The following is a 19,060-nucleotide window of genomic DNA, read 5'->3' as shown; positions in this document are numbered from 1 at the left end:
TCCGCGCCTCTCCCCCCTTGCATCCCGGCACCGACGCTTCGTTCGCGGCGCCGGCTTCCGCTCGCCGTCAGAAAGAGTGAAGAGAATCCATCATGCCGATCAAACGCACCTGTATCGCCAAGCTGAACCGGATGGTCCGCCTCGCCGCCCCCGTCGCCGCGCTGGTAACCGGCGCCAACTCACATGCGCAGTCGACCGTGCAGCTGTACGGCATCGTCGACGCCTGGGCCGGCTATCAGCGCGTGCCCGGCAACTCGGGCGCCGCGCAACTGGGTGGCGGCGGGCTGTCGACTTCGTTCTGGGGATTCGGCGGCCAGGAGGATCTCGGCGGCGGCTACAAGGCCGTGTTCGCGATCGAGGGCTTCTTCCGCCCGCAGAACGGCCGGTTCGGCTCGTTCGACGGCGACCCGACGTTTTCCCGCAACGCGTACCTCGGTATCGCGTCGCCGTATGGCGCGCTCGCGCTCGGGCGGCAGAGCAGTCTGCTCTATCTGCAATCGGCGAAGTTCAATCCGTTCTATGCGTCGTTCACATTCTCGCCGACGATCGTGCAGCTGTATTCCAGCCTCGGCACCTATCCCGGCTTCCCGACCGGCCAGGGCATTCCAGGCGGCACGTCATGGAGCAACGCCGTGCAGTACTCGACGCCGGATTTCGGTGGACTGAGCGGCGCGGCCATGTACGCGCTCGGCAACCAGCCGGGCGAAAACGGCGCAAAGAAATTCGCGGCGCAGGCGCAATTCACGCGCGGTGCACTGGCAATCGGGGCCGTCTACCAGTACCTGAACTTCAGTTCAGCGCCGGGCGATCTCGGCAAGCTGCTGAAGGGCTTCCGGAGCCAGACGGCCGCGCAGCTCGGCGCATCGTACGACCTGCGCTTCGTGAAGCTGTTCGGCGAGTACACGTACCTCGGCAACACGCTCGCGGGCGGCAATTTCCACGTGAACATGCTGCAGGGTGGCGTGACGATTCCGGTCGGTCTCGGTCGGATCCTCGTGTCTTACGCGTATTCGCGCGACAACAGTGCGCTCGACCAGGCACGCAGCACGGCGACGGTCAGCTACGACTATCCGCTGTCGAAGCGCACCGACGTGTATGCGGGATATCTGTACGACCACGTGTCGAACCTGTCCGCCGGTTGCACCTACGGCGCGGGAATCCGCACGCGGTTCTGACGGCTCCGGTTGCACGGCCGCCGCCGGCCGTGCGCCGTTGCGCGGCGTTGACGATCGTTGTCACGGATTGACAGCGCCGCCGTTCCGGGCACCCTCGCCGATCACGAATCCTGCTGCTTCCCCGACTGCGCGAACGTCATCCATCCGACCACCGCGGTGGCGACCCAGCAACACGTGACCAGCAGGTCGAGATTCATCCAGCCTTCGAAATTCGCGCTGTTTTCGAAACTGCAGCGCTGACGGCCCCTGACCCACATGCAGCCGCTGATCAGTTGGTCGATGTGCATGTAGATGCTGAATGCCGCAACGGCAGAGGCGATGACGGCGACCCGCAGGCTCATGCTCTTTTTCATTGGTGCTGGACGCGTGTGGTGAACTCCTGCCGATCTTAAGCCAATGGCGACGTGTCACGCAATTGATCGGGTATCGTCCCGATTGACCGGCGTGCGCGAAAGATGCACCTTCCGCTCACCCGTCAATCTGCCTGATCGTCCTCAGGCAATCCGCCGCCAGTTGTTGATAGATCCGCGTGCCGTTCGCCTTTGCTTCGATCTCCGCGTCGCTCAGCCGCCGTACGACGCGGCCCGGCATGCCCGCGAGCAGCACGCCGCCCGGCACGTCGTAACCGGCCTTCACGAACGCGCATGCCGCGACGATCGTCGTCGCACCGATCGTCGCGCCGTCCATCACGACCGCGTTCATCCCGATCATCGTGTCGGGTTCGAGGGTCGCGCCATGCACGATCGCGCCATGGCCGATGTGGCTGTTCACGCCGAGCCGGCATGTTTCGCCGATCCCGACGTGCAGCACGCAGCCGTCCTGCACATTGCTGCCGTCCTCGACGACGATCGCACCGAAGTCGCCGCGCAGGCTCGCATGCGGGCCGATGTAGCAGCGCGCGCCGATCGTCACGTCGCCGATCACGACCGCGGTCGGATCGACATACGCGGACGGATCGATGCGCGGCCGCATCCCGTTGAATTCGAACAGCGGCATCGTCAGAGCGCCGCGACCGCGTCCGGCACGAGCGAGAACAGGTCGCCGACCACGCCATAGTCGGCCACGCTGAAGATCGGCGCTTCCGGATCCTTGTTGATCGCGACGATCACCTTCGAATCCTTCATGCCGGCCAGATGCTGGATCGCGCCGGAAATGCCGACCGCGATGTACAACTGCGGTGCGACGATCTTGCCGGTCTGGCCGACCTGATAGTCGTTCGGCACATAGCCGGCGTCGACCGCTGCGCGCGATGCGCCGAGTGCGGCCTGCAGCTTGTCGGCCAGCGGCTCCAGCACCTTCGTGTAGTTCTCGCCGCTGCCCAGACCGCGGCCGCCCGACACGATGATGTTCGCGCTGGTGAGTTCCGGCCGGTCGAGCTTCGTCACTTCACGGCTCACGAATTGCGACTTACCTGCGTCGGCTGCCGCTTCGATCTTCTCGACCGCCGCGCTGCCGCCTTCGGCCGCCACCGGATCGAACCCCGTCGCACGCACCGTGACGACCTTGATCGCGTCGCTCGACTGAACCGTCGCGATCGCGTTGCCGGCGTAGATCGGGCGCTCGAACGTGTCGGCCGAAACCACGGCCGTGATCTCGGAAATCTGCGCGACGTCCAGCTTCGCGGCGATACGCGGCGCGATGTTCTTGCCGTAGGCAGTCGCCGGCGCGAGGATGTGCGAGTAGTCCTTCGCGATGTTCATCACGGTCGCTTCGACGTTCTCGGCCAGACCGTCTGCCAGGTGCGGCGCATCGGCCAGCAGCACCTTCGACACACCTGCAATCGTCGCCGCTGCGTCCGCAGCCGCTTGCGCGCCGTGCCCGGCGACCAGAACATGCACGTCGCCACCGCCAGCTGCGCCGAGCGCCTGCGCTGCCGCCACCGCATTGAGTGTCGCAGCCTTGATCGATGCGTTGTCGTGTTCCGCAATTACCAGAATCGTCATTTCGTTGCGCTCCCTGTTACAGCACCTTGGCTTCGGTCTTCAGCTTCGCGACCAGCGTCTGCACGTCCGGCACCTTCACGCCGGCCGCGCGCTTCGGCGGCTCGTTCACGCTGAGCACCTTCAAACGCGGCGTCACGTCCACACCAAGGTCTTCCGGCTTCACGGTTTCCAGCGGCTTCTTCTTCGCCTTCATGATGTTCGGCAACGTCACGTAGCGCGGCTCGTTCAGGCGCAGGTCCGTCGTCACGACCGCGGGCAATTGCAGCGACAGCGTTTCCGCACCACCGTCGACTTCGCGCGCGACCGTCGCACGGCCGTCGGCAATCACTACCTTCGACGCGAACGTCGCCTGCGGCAACCCCGCCAGCGCGGCCAGCATCTGCCCGGTCTGGTTCGAATCGTCGTCGATCGCCTGCTTGCCGAGGATCACCAGCTGCGGCTGCTCCTTGTCGACCAGCGCCTTCAGCACCTTCGCGACGCCCAGCGGCTCGACGCCGGCATTCGATTCGACGAGGATCGCGCGATCCGCGCCGATCGCGAGCGCCGTGCGCAGCGTTTCCTGCGCTTGCGCCACGCCGACCGATACGGCGACCACCTCGGTCACGATGCCGGCTTCCTTCAACCGCACGGCCTCTTCCACCGCGATCTCGTCGAACGGGTTCATCGACATCTTCACGTTCGCGATGTCGACGCCGGTCCGGTCGGATTTCACGCCGACCTTCACGTTCGCGTCGACCACGCGTTTCACTGCCACGAGCACTTTCAACTGCGCGTCTCCCTTGTAGTGCGAAAGCCGCGTCAGCGCGCGGTATAACCGCCGTCGATCACGAGCTCCGCGCCCGTCACGTAACGGCCTGCCGGCGACACGAGATACAGGATGCCGGCCGCGATGTCGCGCGGGCTGCCGATCTTGGCCATCGGCACGTGCGTCTGCAGATAGCCGAAAACATTGTCGGGGTCTTGCCCCATCTGGCGGAACGCGTCCTCGAGCATCGGCGTGCGGATATAGCCGGGATGCACCGAGTTCGCGCGGATGTTCTTCGCCGCGTACAGCATCGCGTCGACCTTCGCCATCATCCGCACCGCGGCCTTCGATGCGTGATACGCGGGCACGTCGGGGCCGCCGACGATCCCGTACATCGACGACAGGTTCACGATCGAGCCGCCGCCGGCCGCATCGATATGCGGAATCGCCGCACGCGTGCACAGGAACACGCCGTTCACGTTCACGTCCTGCACGCGCTGCCACTGCGCGAGCGTGAGCTCGTGCGTCGGCACGTTGTGGCCTTCGATGCCCGCGTTGTTCACGAGCACGTCGAGGCGCCCGAAGCGCGCGACGATCTCGCCGAACACGCGTCCCACGTCGGCTTCCTGCGTCACGTCGAGCGACCAGAACGCGGCCTGGCCGCCCTGCGCGCGAATTTCCTCGACCAGCGCTTCGGCCGGCTGCGACAGTACGTCGAGAATGGCCACGCTTGCGCCGGCCGCGGCCAGCGTACGTGCCGTCTCCGCGCCGATGCCGCGCGCGCCGCCGGTGATCGCGGCCACCTTGCCGCGCAGGTCGAACAGTTCTTCGATGAGTTTCATGGTGTCTCCGTAGATTCAGATGGGCCGCTCGCATGTGCGGCGGCCTTCAAGGGCATCCTGCGTTATCGCGTATTCCGCGTCGCGAGAAAATCGAGGCATTCCCGATTGAAATAATCGGCGTGTTCCACCATCACCCAGTGGCCGCACCGGTTCATCAGCACGAAGCGCGCGTCGCGACAGTGTTCGAGGAATTTCAGCGCGCCGCCGACCGGGTTGAAGCGATCGTCCGTGCCCCAGAAACCGAGAATCGGGCAGCGCAGGTCGCCGAGCGCACCGGTCAGGTTCGGCACGCTCATCGTCGACAGCACTTCGGTCGGCTGCTCGACGCACACCTTCATCCGCTCGGCGACGAGCGCGTCGGTGACGATCGCCGGATCGTGCACGAGCAACGTCAGCAGTTCGCGCATCGTGTCGTCATTCATCTGGCGATTGGTGAACAGCTTCACCATCCGCTGGATCCCTTCCATCCGGAAATAGGTGTCGCGATCCTCGACGCCGCCCGGCGCCATCATGATCAGCCCGTCGACTTCGTCCGGGTAGTCGAGCGCATATTTCAGCGCGATCGCGCCGCCAAGCGAGTTGCCGAGCAGCACGGCCGGCCCGATTCCGAGCGCGGCCAGCTGCGCATGCAGCGCGCCGACGAAGAAATCGAGCGTATAGGCAACGTCGGACGGCTTCGACGACTGCCCGTAGCCCGGCAGGTCGACGACGATCGCGCGATAGCCGGCCGCCGCGAACGCCGGGACGTTGTGCTTGAAGTTGCTGAAGCCGCTGGCGCCCGGGCCGCTGCCGTGGATGAACACCACGGGCCGGCCCTCGCCTGCCTCGAAATGGTGCAGGCGCATGCCGCCCGGTACATCGGTGAAGATGCCGGCGGGCGGCGTCGTGAGGGTCGTCATCGCGGGTTGTCTCCTTCGTCGTTCGATGGATGTCTGCCACGATGATTGCGCCGCCGGCGCCGGCCGGCATCATCCTTTCAGACTACGAAGCCGCGCGCGCTTCTTCCTATCATCGGCCCACCGAAACGGAGGCAACGATGAACGGATTCGACTACAGCGGCAAGACGGTGCTCGTGACGGGCGGCACCAAGGGCATCGGGCGGCGCATCGCCGAACGGTTTCTCGCGGCAGGCGCGCGCGTGTTCGTCTGCGGGCGCAGCGCGCCCGACACGCCGCCTTCGGCCGACGGCCGCACGGCGACCTTCGTCGCGGCCGACCTGCGCGACATCGAGCAGGTCGACGCGATGCTCGCGACGATCCGCGTCACGGCCGGCGGCCTCGACGTGCTCGTCAACAACGCGGGCGGCTCGCCGTTCGCACTCGCGGCCGACGCATCGCCGCGCTTCACCGAATCGATCGTGCGGTTGAACCTGATCGCGCCGCTGCAGCTCGCGCAGCGCGTGAACGCGATCATGCAGCCGCAGCCCGAGGGCGGCGTGATGCTGTTCATCGCGAGCGTCAGCGCGTCGCGGCCGTCGCCCGGCACGGCCGCGTACGGCGCCGCGAAAGCGGGCCTCGTCAACGCCGTCACGTCGCTCGCGGTCGAGTGGGCGCCACGCGTGCGTGTGTGCGCGATCAGCCCGAGCCTCGTGCAGACGGAATCGGCCACCGAAGGCCACTACGGCGACGATGCCGCGCTCGACGCGATCCGCGCGACGATTCCCGCCGGACGGCTCGCGTCGCCCGACGACGTTGCATCGGCATGCCTGTTTCTCGCGTCGCCCGGTGCTTCGTACACGTCGGGCGCGAACCTGCGGCTCGACGGCGGCGGCGAGCGGCCGGCGTTCCTGTCGGCCGCGCAGGCCGACGCACGCTGAACCACGCAATGCATGCGGTGCAGGGACATTCGTTTCCAGTCCTAGGGAAGTCATCTAGTTCATTTTGACGATTCCCTGCTACCGCGATCTCCCTACTCTGCCTCTCACGACAACACACACAGTCGACCGTCGTCGATACCCCCAAGAGGAGACACCATGCATCAACGGATTTCGCGCCGTACCGACAAGCGGGCAACCGCCACGCTGTCGACGCTGGCCGCCGCGCTGCTGACGTGCGCCGTTCCCAGCGCGCACGCCGGCAGCACGATCGAGCTTGGCGCCGACACGACGCTGGACTACACGTTCACGCTCAGTTACGGCCTCGGCATGCGCACCCGCGCACCGAGCGGCAATCTGCTGACGCCGGCGAACATCAACGGCGACGACGGCGACCGCAACTTCGCGAAGAACAAGCTGATCGAGAACCAGGTCAGCCTGCTCGGCGAAGTGAACCTGAAGCACGACGACTGGGGCGTGTTCGTGCGCGCGGACACGTTCTACGACCAGGCCTATCGCCGTCCGAACTACAACGACGCGCCGGGCACCGTGAACCACTCGGGCCAGTACAACGACTTCACGAGCGATGCGCGCTACTGGTCGGGCGGCCACACGACGCTGCTCGCCGCGTATGCGTACAACACCTTCAAGATCGGCTCGACGAGCCTGAACGTGAAGGTCGGCGACCAGGTCGTCGCGTGGGGCGAAAGCCTGTTCTTCCCGAACATCGCGGGCGCGCAGGGCCCATCCGACGCGACCAAGTCGTACATGGCCGGCGCCGAGGTGAAGGACATCCTGCTGCCGGTGCCGCAGATCTCGACGCAGTGGCAGATCACGCCGCGCCTGAGCCTGCTTGCGTACTACCAGTTCTCGTTCCAGCAAAACCGCCTGACCGCACCGGGTTCCTACTGGAGCTATTCGGACGTCACGGGCCCCGGCGCGCAGTACATCATCGGCCCGGGCGGGATGATGATTCCGCGCGGCGCGGACGAGAAGCCGAGCGCACGCAACCAGTGGGGGATCGGCGCGCGCTTCCGCGTGCTGGGCGACACCGAGCTCGGTTTGTACTACCTGCACTACAACGACATGAACCCGAGCGTCGTCACGTCGTTCTATCCGACGCTCCAGTACCAGCAGACCTATTTCAACAACATCAAGCTGACGGGCGCGAGCTTCTCCACCCAGATCGGCCCGGTGAACGTCGCGGGCGAGGCATCGTACCGGCAAGGCGCATCCGTACTCGTCAACACGCCGACGGGCCTCCAGTCGACCCGCGCGAACGTCGTGCAGACCAACCTGTCCGGCATCTACTCGATCGGGCCGAGCTTCCTCGCGAACTCGCAGTCACTGATCGGTGAACTGACGTACGTGCACGCGGGCAGCATCTCGGAGCTCGGCGGATCGACCACGCTCGCGAACACGCGCAACGCGCTCGCGCTCGAGATCGCATGGACGCTCAGCTACAAGAACGTGTTCAACGGCTGGGATCTCGACGTGCCGCTGACCTACACGCACGACCTGGCAGGCACGTCGCCGCTGGCCGGCGCGCTCGGCTCGCTGACGGGCCAGGGCGACCACCGCGTGACCGCCGGCGTGACCTTCACGCGCCTGAGCAACCTGTCGCTGTCGCTCGTCTACGCGAAGTTCCTCGGTTCGCCGAACCCAGTCACGCGCCCGCTCGCCGATCGCGACTACGTGCTGGCGACGGCGACCTACCACTTCTGAGCGGCCCGGCCGCTCGTTACTCAGCAAGAAGAGGATTAGTCATGAAGCGAATTCATCTCCCCCTCCTGCGCGCGTCGGTGATGGCCGCGTGCGCGTTCGCCGCGACGGCGTCGTACCCGAAGATCACGACGGACGACCTGAAGGCGCTCGACGGCCAGTTGACGCCGATGGGCGCAGTGCGCGCCGCGAGCAAGGACAGCAGCGTACCCGAGTGGTCGGGCAAATGGCTCGGCACGCCGTCCGACGTGCAGTACAAGCGCGGCGGCCGCTACCCCGATCCGTTCGCCAGCGAGAAGCCGGTCGCGACGATCACCGCGGAAAACATGGCGCAGTACGCGGAGCACCTGACCGACGGCCAGAAGGCGATGTTCAAGCGCTATCCGGCTACCTACAAGATCATCGTCTATCCGAGCCACCGCGATTTCCGCTACCCGGATGCCGTCTACAAGGACATCCGCGCATACGCGCCCGATTCGACGATGACGTCCGACGCGAACGGCCTCACGAACGCGCCGCCGACCGTGCCCTACCCGATCCCGAAGACCGCCGCCGAGCTGCTGTGGAACCAGCGTTTCTCGTCGTCGATCGGCACCGAGCAGGCCACCTACGACCAGGCGGTCGTGTACTCCGACGGCAACATCGCGTGGGGCAAGGTGCGCTACGACATCTACTCGCCGCGCAACGTCGGCAAGTACGACGTGAAGAGCGACCTGAACAACCGCACGTACTACCGCAACGCGACGGAGCTGCCGCTGTCCGACCGCGGCTCGCTGATCGTCGGCTTCACGAACTGGGACAAGGCCGGCGCGGACAACTCGTCGCGCACCTGGATGTACAACCCCGGTACGCGGCGCGTGCGCCAGGCGCCCGAATACGGCTATGACCAGCCGCAAGGCCCCGGCGGCTTCCGCACCGTCGACGACGACCGCCTGTACAACGGCCCCGGCGACCGCTACGACTGGAAGATCGTCGGCAAGCGCGAGATCTACGTGCCCTACGACAACTACAAGGTGATGGACAGTGCGGTGAAGTACGGCGACCTGCTGACCAAGGGCCACGAGAACCCGGCATACATCCGCTATGAGCTGCATCGCGTGTGGGTGCTGCAGGCGACGCTGAAGAGCGGCTATCGCCACCAGTATGCGAAGCGCGTGCTGTACATCGACGAGGACTCGTGGCAATCGCTGCTCGCGGACAACTACGACGCGCGCGGCCAGCTCTGGCGCACCAACGTCGCGACGTCGCTGTACGCGTATGACGCGAAGGTGTTCTACCCGAGCGCGGTGTTCTTCCATGACCTGATCTCGGGCGCGTACATGGCCGACCGCCTGACGAACGAAGGCCCGATGCCCAAGCTCGACAACAGCCCGCAGTTCAACGAGGCGTACTTCTCGCCGGACGCGATCCGCAGTTCGGGTAACTGATCGATCGACTGACGCGGCACGCCCGTGACCCACGCGCCGGAGCCCTGCTCCGGCGCACGACGCCGCCCGCGACGGCGGCCTTTTACATTCGAGGGCCCTTTCATGTCTTCCCGCCTGCATACGACGCTCGGCGACGAGCTGTACGCCGCGTGGCACGCGCGCGCGCCGGTCGCGCCGCTGTCGAACCGTCCGCGCCGGCTGTCGCTCGACGACGCATACCGCATCCAGCAACGCTTCATCGAGCGTCGCGTCGAACAGGGCGAAGCGGTCGTCGGCAAGAAGATCGGCGTGACGAGCCAGGCCGTGCAGGACATGCTGAACGTGCGCCAGCCCGATTTCGGCATCCTGCTGTCCGGCATGCACTACGCGGCCGGCGAGGCGATTGCCGCCGATTCGCTGATCGCGCCGCGCGCCGAAGGCGAGATCGCGTTCATCCTCGCGCACGACCTGCGCGGCCCCGGCATCGACCGCACCGACGTGATCGCCGCGACGGCCGCCGTCGCGCCCTGCTTCGAGATCGTCGATTCACGCATCCGCGACTGGGCGATCCGCATCGAGGACACCGTCGCCGACAACGCCTCGTGCGGCGTGTACGTGCTCGGCGATGCGCGCGTCGACCCGCGCACGCTCGATCTCGCCGCGTGCGAGATGACGATCGACAAGAACGGCGAGCGCGTCGCGCAAGGACGCGGCGACGCGGCGCTCGGCCACCCCGCCGACGCCGTTGCGTGGCTCGCGAACACGCTCGCCGCGTACGACGTGCCGCTGCTGGCCGGCGAGATCGTGCTGTCCGGCTCGCTCGCGAAACTGATTCCGGTCACGGCCGGCGACACGCTGTCGATGCACATCTCCGGCATCGGCAGTTGCGACGTCCGCTTTATCTAAAGGAAAAATCCTGATGAAGAAAATCAAATGCGCACTGATCGGGCCCGGCAACATCGGCACCGACCTGCTGTACAAGCTGCGCCGCTCGACGGTGCTCGAACCGGTGTGGATGGTCGGCGTCGATCCGGCGTCCGACGGGCTCGCCCGCGCGCGCGAGTTCGGCCTGAAGACCACCGACAAGGGCGTCGACGGGCTGCTGCCGCACGTGGCCGACGACGACATCCGCATCGCATTCGACGCGACGTCGGCGTACGTCCATCGCGACAACTCCGACAAGCTCACCGCCCTCGGCGTGAAGATGATCGACCTGACCCCCGCCGCGATCGGGCCGTACTGCGTACCGCCGGTGAACCTCGACGCGCATCTCGACAGCGCGCAGATGAACGTGAACATGGTGACCTGCGGCGGCCAGGCGACGATCCCGATGGTGTATGCGGTGTCGCGCGTGCAGCCGGTCGCGTACGGCGAGATCGTCGCGACCGTGTCGTCGAAGTCGGTCGGCCCCGGCACGCGCAAGAACATCGACGAATTCACGCGCACGACGTCCGGCGCGATCGAGCAGGTCGGCGGCGCACGCAAGGGCAAGGCGATCATCGTGATCAACCCGGCCGAGCCGCCGCTGATCATGCGCGACACGATCCACTGCCTGACCGACGGGCCGCCCGACGTCGACGCGATCACCGCGTCCGTGCATGCGATGGTCAAGGAAGTACAGCGCTACGTGCCCGGCTACACGTTGAAGAACGGGCCGGTATTCGACGGCAATCGCGTGTCGGTGTTCATGGAAGTCGAAGGGCTCGGCGATTACCTGCCGAAGTACGCGGGCAACCTCGACATCATGACCGCCGCCGCGGCCGCCACGGCCGAGCGTTTCGCCGAACAGATGCTGGCCGCAACGGCCGCCACCGCTTGAGTCGAGGAGTCACACGATGTCACTTGCAGGCAAGAAGATCACCGTCCACGACATGTCGCTGCGCGACGGGATGCACCCGAAGCGCCACCAGATCACGCTCGACCAGATGCGCAACATCGCGCGCGGGCTCGACGCGGCCGGCGTGCCGCTGATCGAGGTCACGCACGGCGACGGCCTCGGCGGCGCATCGGTCAACTACGGGTTCCCCGCGCATACCGACGAGGCGTACCTGAGCGCCGTGATTCCGGAGCTGAAGCAGGCGAAGGTGTCGGCGCTGCTGCTGCCCGGCATCGGCACCGTCGAGCACCTGCGCATGGCGCACGAACTCGGCGTCGGCACGATCCGCGTCGCGACGCACTGCACCGAGGCCGACGTGTCGGAACAGCATATCGGCCTTGCGCGCACGCTCGGGCTCGATACGGTCGGCTTCCTGATGATGGCGCACATGTCGTCGCCGGAGCAGCTCGTCGTGCAGGCGAAGCTGATGGAATCGTACGGCGCGAACTGCATCTACATCACCGATTCGGCCGGCCACATGCTGCCCGACGACGTGACCGCGCGAATCAGCCAGGTGCGCGACGCGCTGAAACCGGAGACGGAGCTCGGCTTCCACGGTCACCACAATCTCGCGATGGGTGTCGCGAACTCGGTCGCGGCGGTTGCGGCCGGCGCGAACCGGATCGACGCGGCCGCGGCCGGCCTCGGCGCCGGCGCGGGCAACACGCCGATGGAAGTGTTCGTCGCGGTGTGCGACCGGATGGGGATCGAGACGGGTGTCGACGTGTTCGCGATTTCGGATGTCGCCGAGGATCTCGTCGTGCCGATCATGGACGCTCCGATTCGCCTCGACCGCGATGCGCTGACGCTCGGCTATGCGGGCGTCTATTCGTCGTTCCTGCTGTTCGCGAAGCGCGCGGAGGCGAAGTACGGGATTCCGGCGCGTGACATTCTCGTCGAACTGGGCCGGCAACGGCTCGTCGGCGGCCAGGAAGACATGATCGAGGATGCGGCGCTGACGATGGTGCGGGCACGGGAAGTGGCGGCGTAATCACGCTGTCGCATCGCCGGTCATACGGGACGGGGCACATGCCCCGTCTTTTTCGTGGGCGGCGGGTTATTGCACCGGCTCGGCCGACGGCATCGCGAAGGTGCCCTGCAGCACGCTGCCGGTCGGCTCGTAGGCGCGTGCGAACAGCGTAAACGGCCGGCCGTCTGCCGGTGTCGGCAGCCAGTTCGATGTCGCCGCGCCGTCAGGGCGTTCGGCCTGCAGCACGATGTCGATGCTGCCATCCGGATTCACCGCGAGGCCGCGCGTGCGGCTGCTGATCTGATAGCGGCCGATCGGATTCGCATTCAGGAACTGGCCGTCCGGGTCGACCGCATACAGCGACACCGACCAGAATGCCTTCGACGGAATGCCGCCCGGCGGCAGTCGCAACCGGTAACGCCGGCTGCCGCGCAACGGCTGCGCTTGCGCGTCGCGGAAGGTGATCCAGTAATTCGCTTCGTCGCGGCTCACGCCGAGGATCCCCATTCCCATCGCGAGGGCGAGCGCGCGCAATGGATAGTCGCGTTGGTCCGTTGTGCCAAGCTTCGAGCCCGGCGGGTTGTAGTTGATCCAGCCATGCGACGCGGCCGCCGCGAGGTAGGTCTTCACGAACTGCCGCTCGAGCGTCGGATAGACGGCCGTCCACGCCGCACGGACATCGTCGGGCAGCCGGTCCCACGAACACCCGGCACCGCAAATACCGATGCGGCGATAACGCTCGATCAACGCGCGGTCATGCGCGGGCGGCGGATCAAGCGCCAGCATCTGGTTCGCGATCGCGACGAAGTTCGCCGCATCGTCGTCGCGCGGCCGGATGCGTGCCGGGGCATTCGCGTTCACTTCCGCGGCCGCAACGACCGGTGTGATGCGAAAGCCGTCCTGCACAGCATTGGCGGTCGCGAGATCGGCCGGCCCGTCGACCGCGACGCGCAAGTTGACGTAGACGTCGTTGGACGGCGCACGGACCAGCGTGACGCCTTCCGGTACGTTGCCCTGCCAGCCGGGCCCCGCCAGCAGGTAGTGCTGCCGCCCGGTGCCCGTCGTGCGGTGGCCCGCGTAGAAGAACGTGTTCGAGTAGAAGTCGATCAGCGTCAGCACCGTATAACGCGCCGCCGTATCGGGCGTGTCGATCGTCACCGGGCCGCGCGCGAGATCGATCCACGCGGTCGAATACAACGCGTCGACGATCGGCGAATTGGCCCAGCGGTCCTCGGGCGTCGCGATCGCGCGCGCGTGCGCGAACCGGTTCAGCGTCGTGCTGGTGCGCGCGCCGGTGGTGTCGAGTGCCGTCCAGCGGTACTGCGACAGCTTGAAGAGCGGGAATGCGTAATCGTACGCTTCGCGAATCAGCGCGCCGGTTGCGGGCTCGTCCGCGTGGGCCTGCGCGACAGGCACGGCCAGCGCAACGAGCGCCGCGAAACGGGTGACGCCCTGCACGAGCGCGCGACGGTTGAACGGAACATGGCGGCCAAACCGGGCCAGGCCTGATGGCTTGCGGGCGGACAGTGTCATACGGATCCTCTGTCGGTGGCGGAGAGTGGCGCATCAGGCGCCGTCACCGAGCGTATCGGCACCGCGCCGATCCGGGATCGTCCGATCGTATGACTGCAGCGTTACACGTGGATCGTGCCTGCTGCACCGGCAAGCGACCGACTCCCGCCACCGGTCGCAAGACGCTTGCTTACTTCTTTATCGCATTCACGGCACTCTTGAATGCCGTACCCGGCGTGAACTTGACCGTCTTCACCGCGGCAATCTCGATGGCGTCACCGGTCGACGGATTCCTGCCGATCCGGGCCGCACGCTTTCCTTGCCTGAACGAGCCGAAACCGATCAACTGAACGGTCCCGCCAGCCGCAACCGTATTCGTAATCGTGTTGATTACCACGTCCACTGCCTCGGTAGCGGCGACCCTGCTCAAGCCAGTAGAAAAGACCACGGCTTCGACCAACTCTTGTTTATTCATCTGTGGCTCCTGCATTAATGGAAATGCCGATATTCGATTACCGGACTTGTTGTATCGGCGATGTCTCGTTAAAGCACGCGCCATGAGTGCCTGCGACCACCTCATCGACGATCTGTCGTTCAAGACGCACGGATCGCCGCCGAAAGCGGTCATTGGCAAGCTTGCAAGGCTGGACCGGAACGTCGCACGACGCGTCGTCCAAGCGGACCATATTGCGTCTATGGAAATCGGTACGCGACCAACCGTGCAAACTGGTTTGCGAGGGCGTTATCGCGCCCTTCCCCGTCCGCCAAAGGCATTGCACGAATTTTCCGGATCCGGAAAATACTAGTGCTTTACGCGTCACGCCATCGCGTGAAATCCTCCCCATAAATGGCGTTGCATGAGCGTATACGCGAATATCGACAAGCGTCTTGACGCTCGATTCCGCGTTATACATCGTCTCGTATACGCATGATGCTTCTTGTCCAATGGCTCGCCGGAAGCAACGAATTTACGATTCAACACCATTATCACGAAGCCATTCAGAACGATGAAATCGCGCGAAGGTATTCAATCCCGCTCGCGCCCGGCTTCGCCTTCCAATCGAATCCCGCTTCTCACCCTCGGGTAATGCATCATTCGACGTCAGTCGGCCCGTCATCAATCAATAATGGAGACCCCATGAAGTCATTCGCTCGCCGTGCGTCGCGCACGTCCGTCAAGCTGATCGCCGCAGCCGCCTGCGTGGCGGCTACGGCTCCCGCCCATGCGCAGTCGAGCGTATCGCTCTACGGTCAGGTCGACGAATGGGTCGGCGCGACCAAGTTCCCCGGCAGCGATCGCGCGTGGAACGTGAGCGGCGGCGGGATGTCGACGTCGTACTGGGGCATGCACGGCGCCGAGGATCTCGGCGGCGGCTACAAGGCGATCTTCACGCTGGAAAGCTTCTTCCGCGCGCAGAACGGCCAGTTCGGCCGCTTCCAGGGCGACACGTTCTTCGCGCGCAACGCGTACGTCGGCATCGATTCGCCGTACGGCACGGTGACGGCAGGCCGTCTGACGACGCACCTGTTCCTGTCGACGATCCTGTTCAACCCGTTCTACGACTCGTACACCTTCTCGCCGATGGTGTATCACGTGTTCCTCGGCCTCGGCACGTTCCCGACCTACCCGAGCGATCAGGGCGCCGTGGGTGATTCGGGCTGGAACAACGCGGTGTCGTACGCGTCGCCTTCGTTCGGTGGCCTGAACTTCGGCGCGATGTACGCGTTCGGCAACCAGGCTGGCGACAACCGTTCGAAGAAGTGGAGCGCGCAGTTCAACTACGCGAACGGCCCGTTCGCGGCAACCGCCACGTATCAGTACGTGAACTTCAACAACGGTCCGCAGGATCTGAGCGCGCTCGTCACCGGCATGAAGAGCCAAGGCATCGCGCTGGTCGGTGCGACCTACGACCTGAAGCTCGTGAAGCTGTTCGGCCAGTACATGTACACGAAGAATGACCAGGTCGCGGGCAGCTGGCATGTGAACACCGCGCAAGGCGGCGTGTCGGTGCCGCTCGGCGCGGGTAACGCGATGGCGTCGTATGCGTATTCGCGTGACGCGGGCGGCCTCGACCAGACGCGCCAGACCTGGGCCGTCGGCTACGACTATCCGCTGTCCAAGCGCACGGACGTCTACGCTGCGTACATGAACGACCGCATCAGCGGCCTTTCAAACGGCAACACGTTCGGCGCGGGCATTCGCGCGAAGTTCTGATCGCAGCGATGTTCCGAACGCCCGGAACCGGGGATCGCACGTGTTGCGTCATCCCGGTTCCGGGCATGTCGAATGCAAGCGCGGCAAGCTCGCCGCGCTTCTGTCTCGGGATCGCGGTGCCCGGGGCTGCACACGGCGGTGCGGCAGGCTTGCGCGCGGCGATGTTTGTCAGCGCGGCGATTCAATTGACGAGCGCGGTGGTGTCGGCGATCAGTGTGCGGCGGGCGGCATGACGCATCGCTTTCCTGCTACGCGCGACGGCGCCGCTGCACCGGCTCAGTGATGCTTTCCGCCATGCTTGCGCGCCCGATGCTCGGCGCGCTTCTGCAGCAGCGCCGGCATCAGCTCCTCGATGTACTGCCGCGCCTGCCCGCGCGTCACGATCTCGCTGAAGCGCTGGTGCGCCTTGTCCTGGCCGACCAGCGCCGCATGCGCTTTCTTCAGGATGTGCAGATACGCAATCAGGCTCGTGCCGTCGCGCACGGGCAGCGCATCGCGCGGGTCCAGGGTCGTACTCATGTTCCGATCCTTTGCGGACAATCCGTCCGGCACGTAGTCGTCACGAGCGCCAGCAGGTCGTTGGCGAGGCGGTCGCGATCGGTCAGCGGCGCAACGCCGAACAGCCGCTCGAGCGTCGCGGCGACCGATGCATGGTCGTACGGCGTGTGGTCAACCTGCCCGGCCGCGACCCACGGCGAAATCACGATCGCCGGCACGCGCACGCCGTACACGTCGAAGCCGAAGCCGCTCGCGTTCAGCGTCGCGGCCGCGCCGTCGTTCGGCGGCGGCGCGGCGCCCGGCTTGACCGAATCGTAGAAGCCGCCGTGCTCGTCGTAGACGATCACGAACAGGCTGCTGTTCCACACCGGCGAATTGCGGATCGCGTTGTACACGCGCGCGGCGAGCTGGTCACCGCCGGCCAGCCCGTCCATAGGATGCTGCGAACTGCCGTTCTGATAGGTGCCGTGCACGATGTCGCCGTAGCCAGGCTCGATGAACGTGTAGCGCGCCGTGTAGCCGGCCGCGAGATCGGCTTCGAAATGCGCGAGATCGTCGACGTCGAAGAAGCTGATGCCCTTCAGCGATGCGACCTGCGGCACATGGCCGAGTGGATCACCGGTCTGGTCCTGGTAGATGCGCCAGGTGTCGTCGCCGAGCGCACCGAAGATCGAGCCCTTCGGATAGGGAAAGCCGTCGAATGCGTCCCATCCGCCCATCTCTTCCTTGGTCGGCGAATGGTCGAGCCCGGCCGACGACGCGCCATGCAGGAAGAAGCGGTTCGGCCAGGTCGGCCCCGGCATCGACGCATGCCACGCGTCGCACAGCACGAACGCATTCGCGAGCGCGTACAGCGACGGCGCCTGCGTCGCGACGTCCACACCCTGCATGATCTTGCCGGCGTCTGCCGGCTGCGGCGGCGTGCCTTCCGAATGTGAGGTCGCGTAATTCGACACGAAGCCGGAATTGGCGACGGGCGGATAGGCCTGCCCTTTCACGAACGGCACACCCGCGCCGCAGAGCTGCTCGAGCACGTCGGTGAATTCGTGGCACGGGTCGGTCGGCATCCGGTCGGGCGCGCCGCCGCCGAACGGATAGACCGCGCCGCCATACGCGTTGCTGTTGCCCGGCGACGCGGCGACGATGTCGGGGTAACCCGACAGCGCGAACAGATGATCGAAGGAACGGTTCTCGAGCATCAGCACGAACACGTGCTGGATGCGATCCTGAACGGACGGGGATGCGGGGGCTGCGTCTGCACTCATGGCGCCTCCTGGCGTCGGGCGACGAATGTCCGGCTGGCACGATCGTTAGCGCGCTGAAAGCGACTGAAGGGATTGAAAGCCGCGCGCGGGCCGCGAATTGCCGACGAGTGTACGACCGGCCCGCCCCGCGCGTAAAGCGTCATACGAACCGCGTCGCGGCAGGCCCGTTCAGCCGTCGGCCGCCGCGGTTTGCAGCGTGACGACATCGCGCCGCGGCGGCGCGCCAAACATCCGCGCGTATTCGCGGCTGAATTGCGACGCGCTTTCGTAACCGACGCGATACGCGGCCGTTTCCGCATTCGCCGCGCCCGTCACCATCAGGTGCCGCGCTTCGAGCAGGCGCAACTGCTTCTGGTACTGCAGCGGCGTCATCGACGTCAGCGCCTTGAATTGCCGGTGAAACGCGGACGGACTCATTTGCGCGACGGCGGCGAGTTCCTCGACGCGGACGGCCTCGGCGAACTGGCCGCGCAGCGCATGGATCGCGGCGACGACGCGTTGCGCGTGACCGTTGGCGAACACGACGCGCGAGACTTCGCCGCCGTGCGGGCCCGCGAGCAGCCAGTAGCAGATCTCGCGCATCACGAGCGGCGCGACGACCGGAATCGCGGCCGGCGTATCGAGCAGCCGCATCATCCGCAACACGCAATCGGCGAGCGGCCCGCCGAAATCGGTCACGCAGACGCCATGCCCGATCGGGCCGGCCGCTTGCGGCGGCGGCGCGTCGAGCCGTTCGAGCACGTCGCGCATCATCGCGAGGTCGAATTCGAGCACGATGCCGAGGAACGGTTCGGCCTCGCTGGCCTTCACGATGCGGCTCGTCGCGGGCATCTCGACGCTGACGACGAGCGCGCGGCCGGGCCCGTAGTCGTAGCGCCGGCCGCCGAACGTCGTCCACTTCGCGCCCTGCACGACGACGCACAGCGCCGGCTTCATGATCAGCGGCGCGGGCAGCCGTTCGCGGTTGGAACGCAGCAGGATCAACCCGTCGATCGCTGTCGCGAACCGGCGTTCGTCGCCCTGGTCGCCGGTCAGTCGTGCGACGCGTTCGACCAGTTCGTCCGACATGGTGCAGCCC

The 19,060-nt window shown here is 66.1% G+C and carries 19 protein-coding genes; 8 read left to right on the top strand and 11 right to left on the bottom strand.

Annotated elements, in window-relative coordinates:
• Positions 1 to 92 precede the first annotated feature (92 nt).
• Positions 93 to 1,175, top strand: a complete 1,083-nt coding sequence (locus KEC55_RS19040) for a porin (protein ID WP_282509611.1) — start codon at positions 93 to 95, stop codon at positions 1,173 to 1,175.
• Positions 1,176 to 1,276: 101 nt separating this feature from the next.
• On the opposite strand, the gene KEC55_RS19035 is transcribed toward KEC55_RS19040, so the two are convergent.
• The 6 genes from KEC55_RS19035 to KEC55_RS19010 all read right to left on the bottom strand — a co-directional run bounded on the left by KEC55_RS19035 (position 1,277) and on the right by KEC55_RS19010 (position 5,604).
• Positions 1,277 to 1,528, bottom strand: coding sequence for a hypothetical protein (locus KEC55_RS19035; protein ID WP_282509609.1), 252 nt, complete (start codon positions 1,526 to 1,528; stop codon positions 1,277 to 1,279).
• Between the two features lie 115 nt (positions 1,529 to 1,643).
• Complete coding sequence (locus tag KEC55_RS19030; RefSeq protein WP_282509607.1) at positions 1,644 to 2,171, bottom strand: transferase hexapeptide repeat family protein; 528 nt, start codon at positions 2,169 to 2,171, stop codon at positions 1,644 to 1,646.
• 2 nt (positions 2,172 to 2,173) lie between these two features.
• Positions 2,174 to 3,118, bottom strand: a complete 945-nt coding sequence (locus tag KEC55_RS19025) for an electron transfer flavoprotein subunit alpha/FixB family protein (RefSeq protein ID WP_282509605.1) — start codon at positions 3,116 to 3,118, stop codon at positions 2,174 to 2,176.
• Positions 3,119 to 3,134: 16 nt separating this feature from the next.
• Positions 3,135 to 3,884 (bottom strand): electron transfer flavoprotein subunit beta/FixA family protein, encoded by a 750-nt coding sequence (locus tag KEC55_RS19020; protein ID WP_282509603.1) that lies wholly within the window; start codon positions 3,882 to 3,884, stop codon positions 3,135 to 3,137.
• 32 nt (positions 3,885 to 3,916) lie between these two features.
• Positions 3,917 to 4,705, bottom strand: coding sequence for an SDR family NAD(P)-dependent oxidoreductase (locus tag KEC55_RS19015; protein ID WP_176045511.1), 789 nt, complete (start codon positions 4,703 to 4,705; stop codon positions 3,917 to 3,919).
• A 62-nt stretch (positions 4,706 to 4,767) separates the two neighbouring features.
• The gene (locus tag KEC55_RS19010; RefSeq protein WP_282509601.1) at positions 4,768 to 5,604 is read right to left on the bottom strand and encodes an alpha/beta fold hydrolase; all 837 of its coding nucleotides are present in this window, start codon (positions 5,602 to 5,604) and stop codon (positions 4,768 to 4,770) included.
• Between the two features lie 137 nt (positions 5,605 to 5,741).
• Here KEC55_RS19010 and KEC55_RS19005 point away from each other — a divergent pair, with 137 nt between their 5' ends.
• From KEC55_RS19005 to dmpG, 6 genes are all read left to right on the top strand, one after another.
• Positions 5,742 to 6,521 (top strand): SDR family oxidoreductase, encoded by a 780-nt coding sequence (locus KEC55_RS19005; RefSeq protein WP_282509599.1) that lies wholly within the window; start codon positions 5,742 to 5,744, stop codon positions 6,519 to 6,521.
• A 156-nt stretch (positions 6,522 to 6,677) separates the two neighbouring features.
• On the top strand, positions 6,678 to 8,243 hold the full coding sequence (locus KEC55_RS19000) for a DUF1302 domain-containing protein (protein WP_282509597.1): 1,566 nt from the start codon (positions 6,678 to 6,680) through the stop codon (positions 8,241 to 8,243).
• Positions 8,244 to 8,284: 41 nt separating this feature from the next.
• Entirely contained in the window at positions 8,285 to 9,667 is a 1,383-nt protein-coding gene (locus KEC55_RS18995; RefSeq protein WP_282509595.1) for a DUF1329 domain-containing protein, read from the top strand.
• Positions 9,668 to 9,769: 102 nt separating this feature from the next.
• Positions 9,770 to 10,552, top strand: coding sequence for a 2-oxopent-4-enoate hydratase (dmpE, locus tag KEC55_RS18990; RefSeq protein WP_176045516.1), 783 nt, complete (start codon positions 9,770 to 9,772; stop codon positions 10,550 to 10,552).
• A 13-nt stretch (positions 10,553 to 10,565) separates the two neighbouring features.
• Complete coding sequence (locus KEC55_RS18985; RefSeq protein WP_282509590.1) at positions 10,566 to 11,465, top strand: acetaldehyde dehydrogenase (acetylating); 900 nt, start codon at positions 10,566 to 10,568, stop codon at positions 11,463 to 11,465.
• Positions 11,466 to 11,481: 16 nt separating this feature from the next.
• A complete protein-coding gene (dmpG, locus tag KEC55_RS18980; protein WP_059240447.1) occupies positions 11,482 to 12,513 on the top strand; it encodes a 4-hydroxy-2-oxovalerate aldolase in 1,032 nt (343 codons plus the stop codon).
• Positions 12,514 to 12,579: 66 nt separating this feature from the next.
• On the opposite strand, the gene KEC55_RS18975 is transcribed toward dmpG, so the two are convergent.
• Together KEC55_RS18975 and KEC55_RS18970 are read right to left on the bottom strand one after the other, a co-directional pair.
• Positions 12,580 to 14,025 (bottom strand): DUF1254 domain-containing protein, encoded by a 1,446-nt coding sequence (locus KEC55_RS18975; protein ID WP_282509587.1) that lies wholly within the window; start codon positions 14,023 to 14,025, stop codon positions 12,580 to 12,582.
• 169 nt (positions 14,026 to 14,194) lie between these two features.
• Positions 14,195 to 14,479, bottom strand: coding sequence for an HU family DNA-binding protein (locus tag KEC55_RS18970; RefSeq protein WP_282509585.1), 285 nt, complete (start codon positions 14,477 to 14,479; stop codon positions 14,195 to 14,197).
• 663 nt (positions 14,480 to 15,142) lie between these two features.
• Here KEC55_RS18970 and KEC55_RS18965 point away from each other — a divergent pair.
• Positions 15,143 to 16,219 (top strand): porin, encoded by a 1,077-nt coding sequence (locus tag KEC55_RS18965; protein WP_282509583.1) that lies wholly within the window; start codon positions 15,143 to 15,145, stop codon positions 16,217 to 16,219.
• A 276-nt stretch (positions 16,220 to 16,495) separates the two neighbouring features.
• Here the strand turns inward: KEC55_RS18965 and KEC55_RS18960 are convergent, their stop codons facing one another.
• The 3 genes from KEC55_RS18960 to KEC55_RS18950 form a co-directional block, all read right to left on the bottom strand.
• The gene (locus KEC55_RS18960; protein WP_282509581.1) at positions 16,496 to 16,738 is read right to left on the bottom strand and encodes a hypothetical protein; all 243 of its coding nucleotides are present in this window, start codon (positions 16,736 to 16,738) and stop codon (positions 16,496 to 16,498) included.
• Positions 16,735 to 17,982: an alkaline phosphatase family protein gene (locus KEC55_RS18955; protein WP_282509580.1), complete on the bottom strand. Its 1,248-nt coding sequence runs from the start codon at positions 17,980 to 17,982 to the stop codon at positions 16,735 to 16,737. The genes KEC55_RS18960 and KEC55_RS18955 overlap by 4 nt, the downstream gene beginning before the upstream one ends.
• A gap of 168 nt (positions 17,983 to 18,150) precedes the next feature.
• Positions 18,151 to 19,050, bottom strand: a complete 900-nt coding sequence (locus KEC55_RS18950; RefSeq protein ID WP_282509578.1) for an AraC family transcriptional regulator — start codon at positions 19,048 to 19,050, stop codon at positions 18,151 to 18,153.
• Positions 19,051 to 19,060 lie beyond the last annotated feature (10 nt).

The sequence above is a fragment of the Burkholderia cepacia genome (genome assembly GCF_029962485.1).
Lineage (GTDB): Bacteria > Pseudomonadota > Gammaproteobacteria > Burkholderiales > Burkholderiaceae > Burkholderia.
Note: the sequence above shows the minus strand (reverse complement) of the source record. Positions and strands in the feature narration are given on the sequence as shown.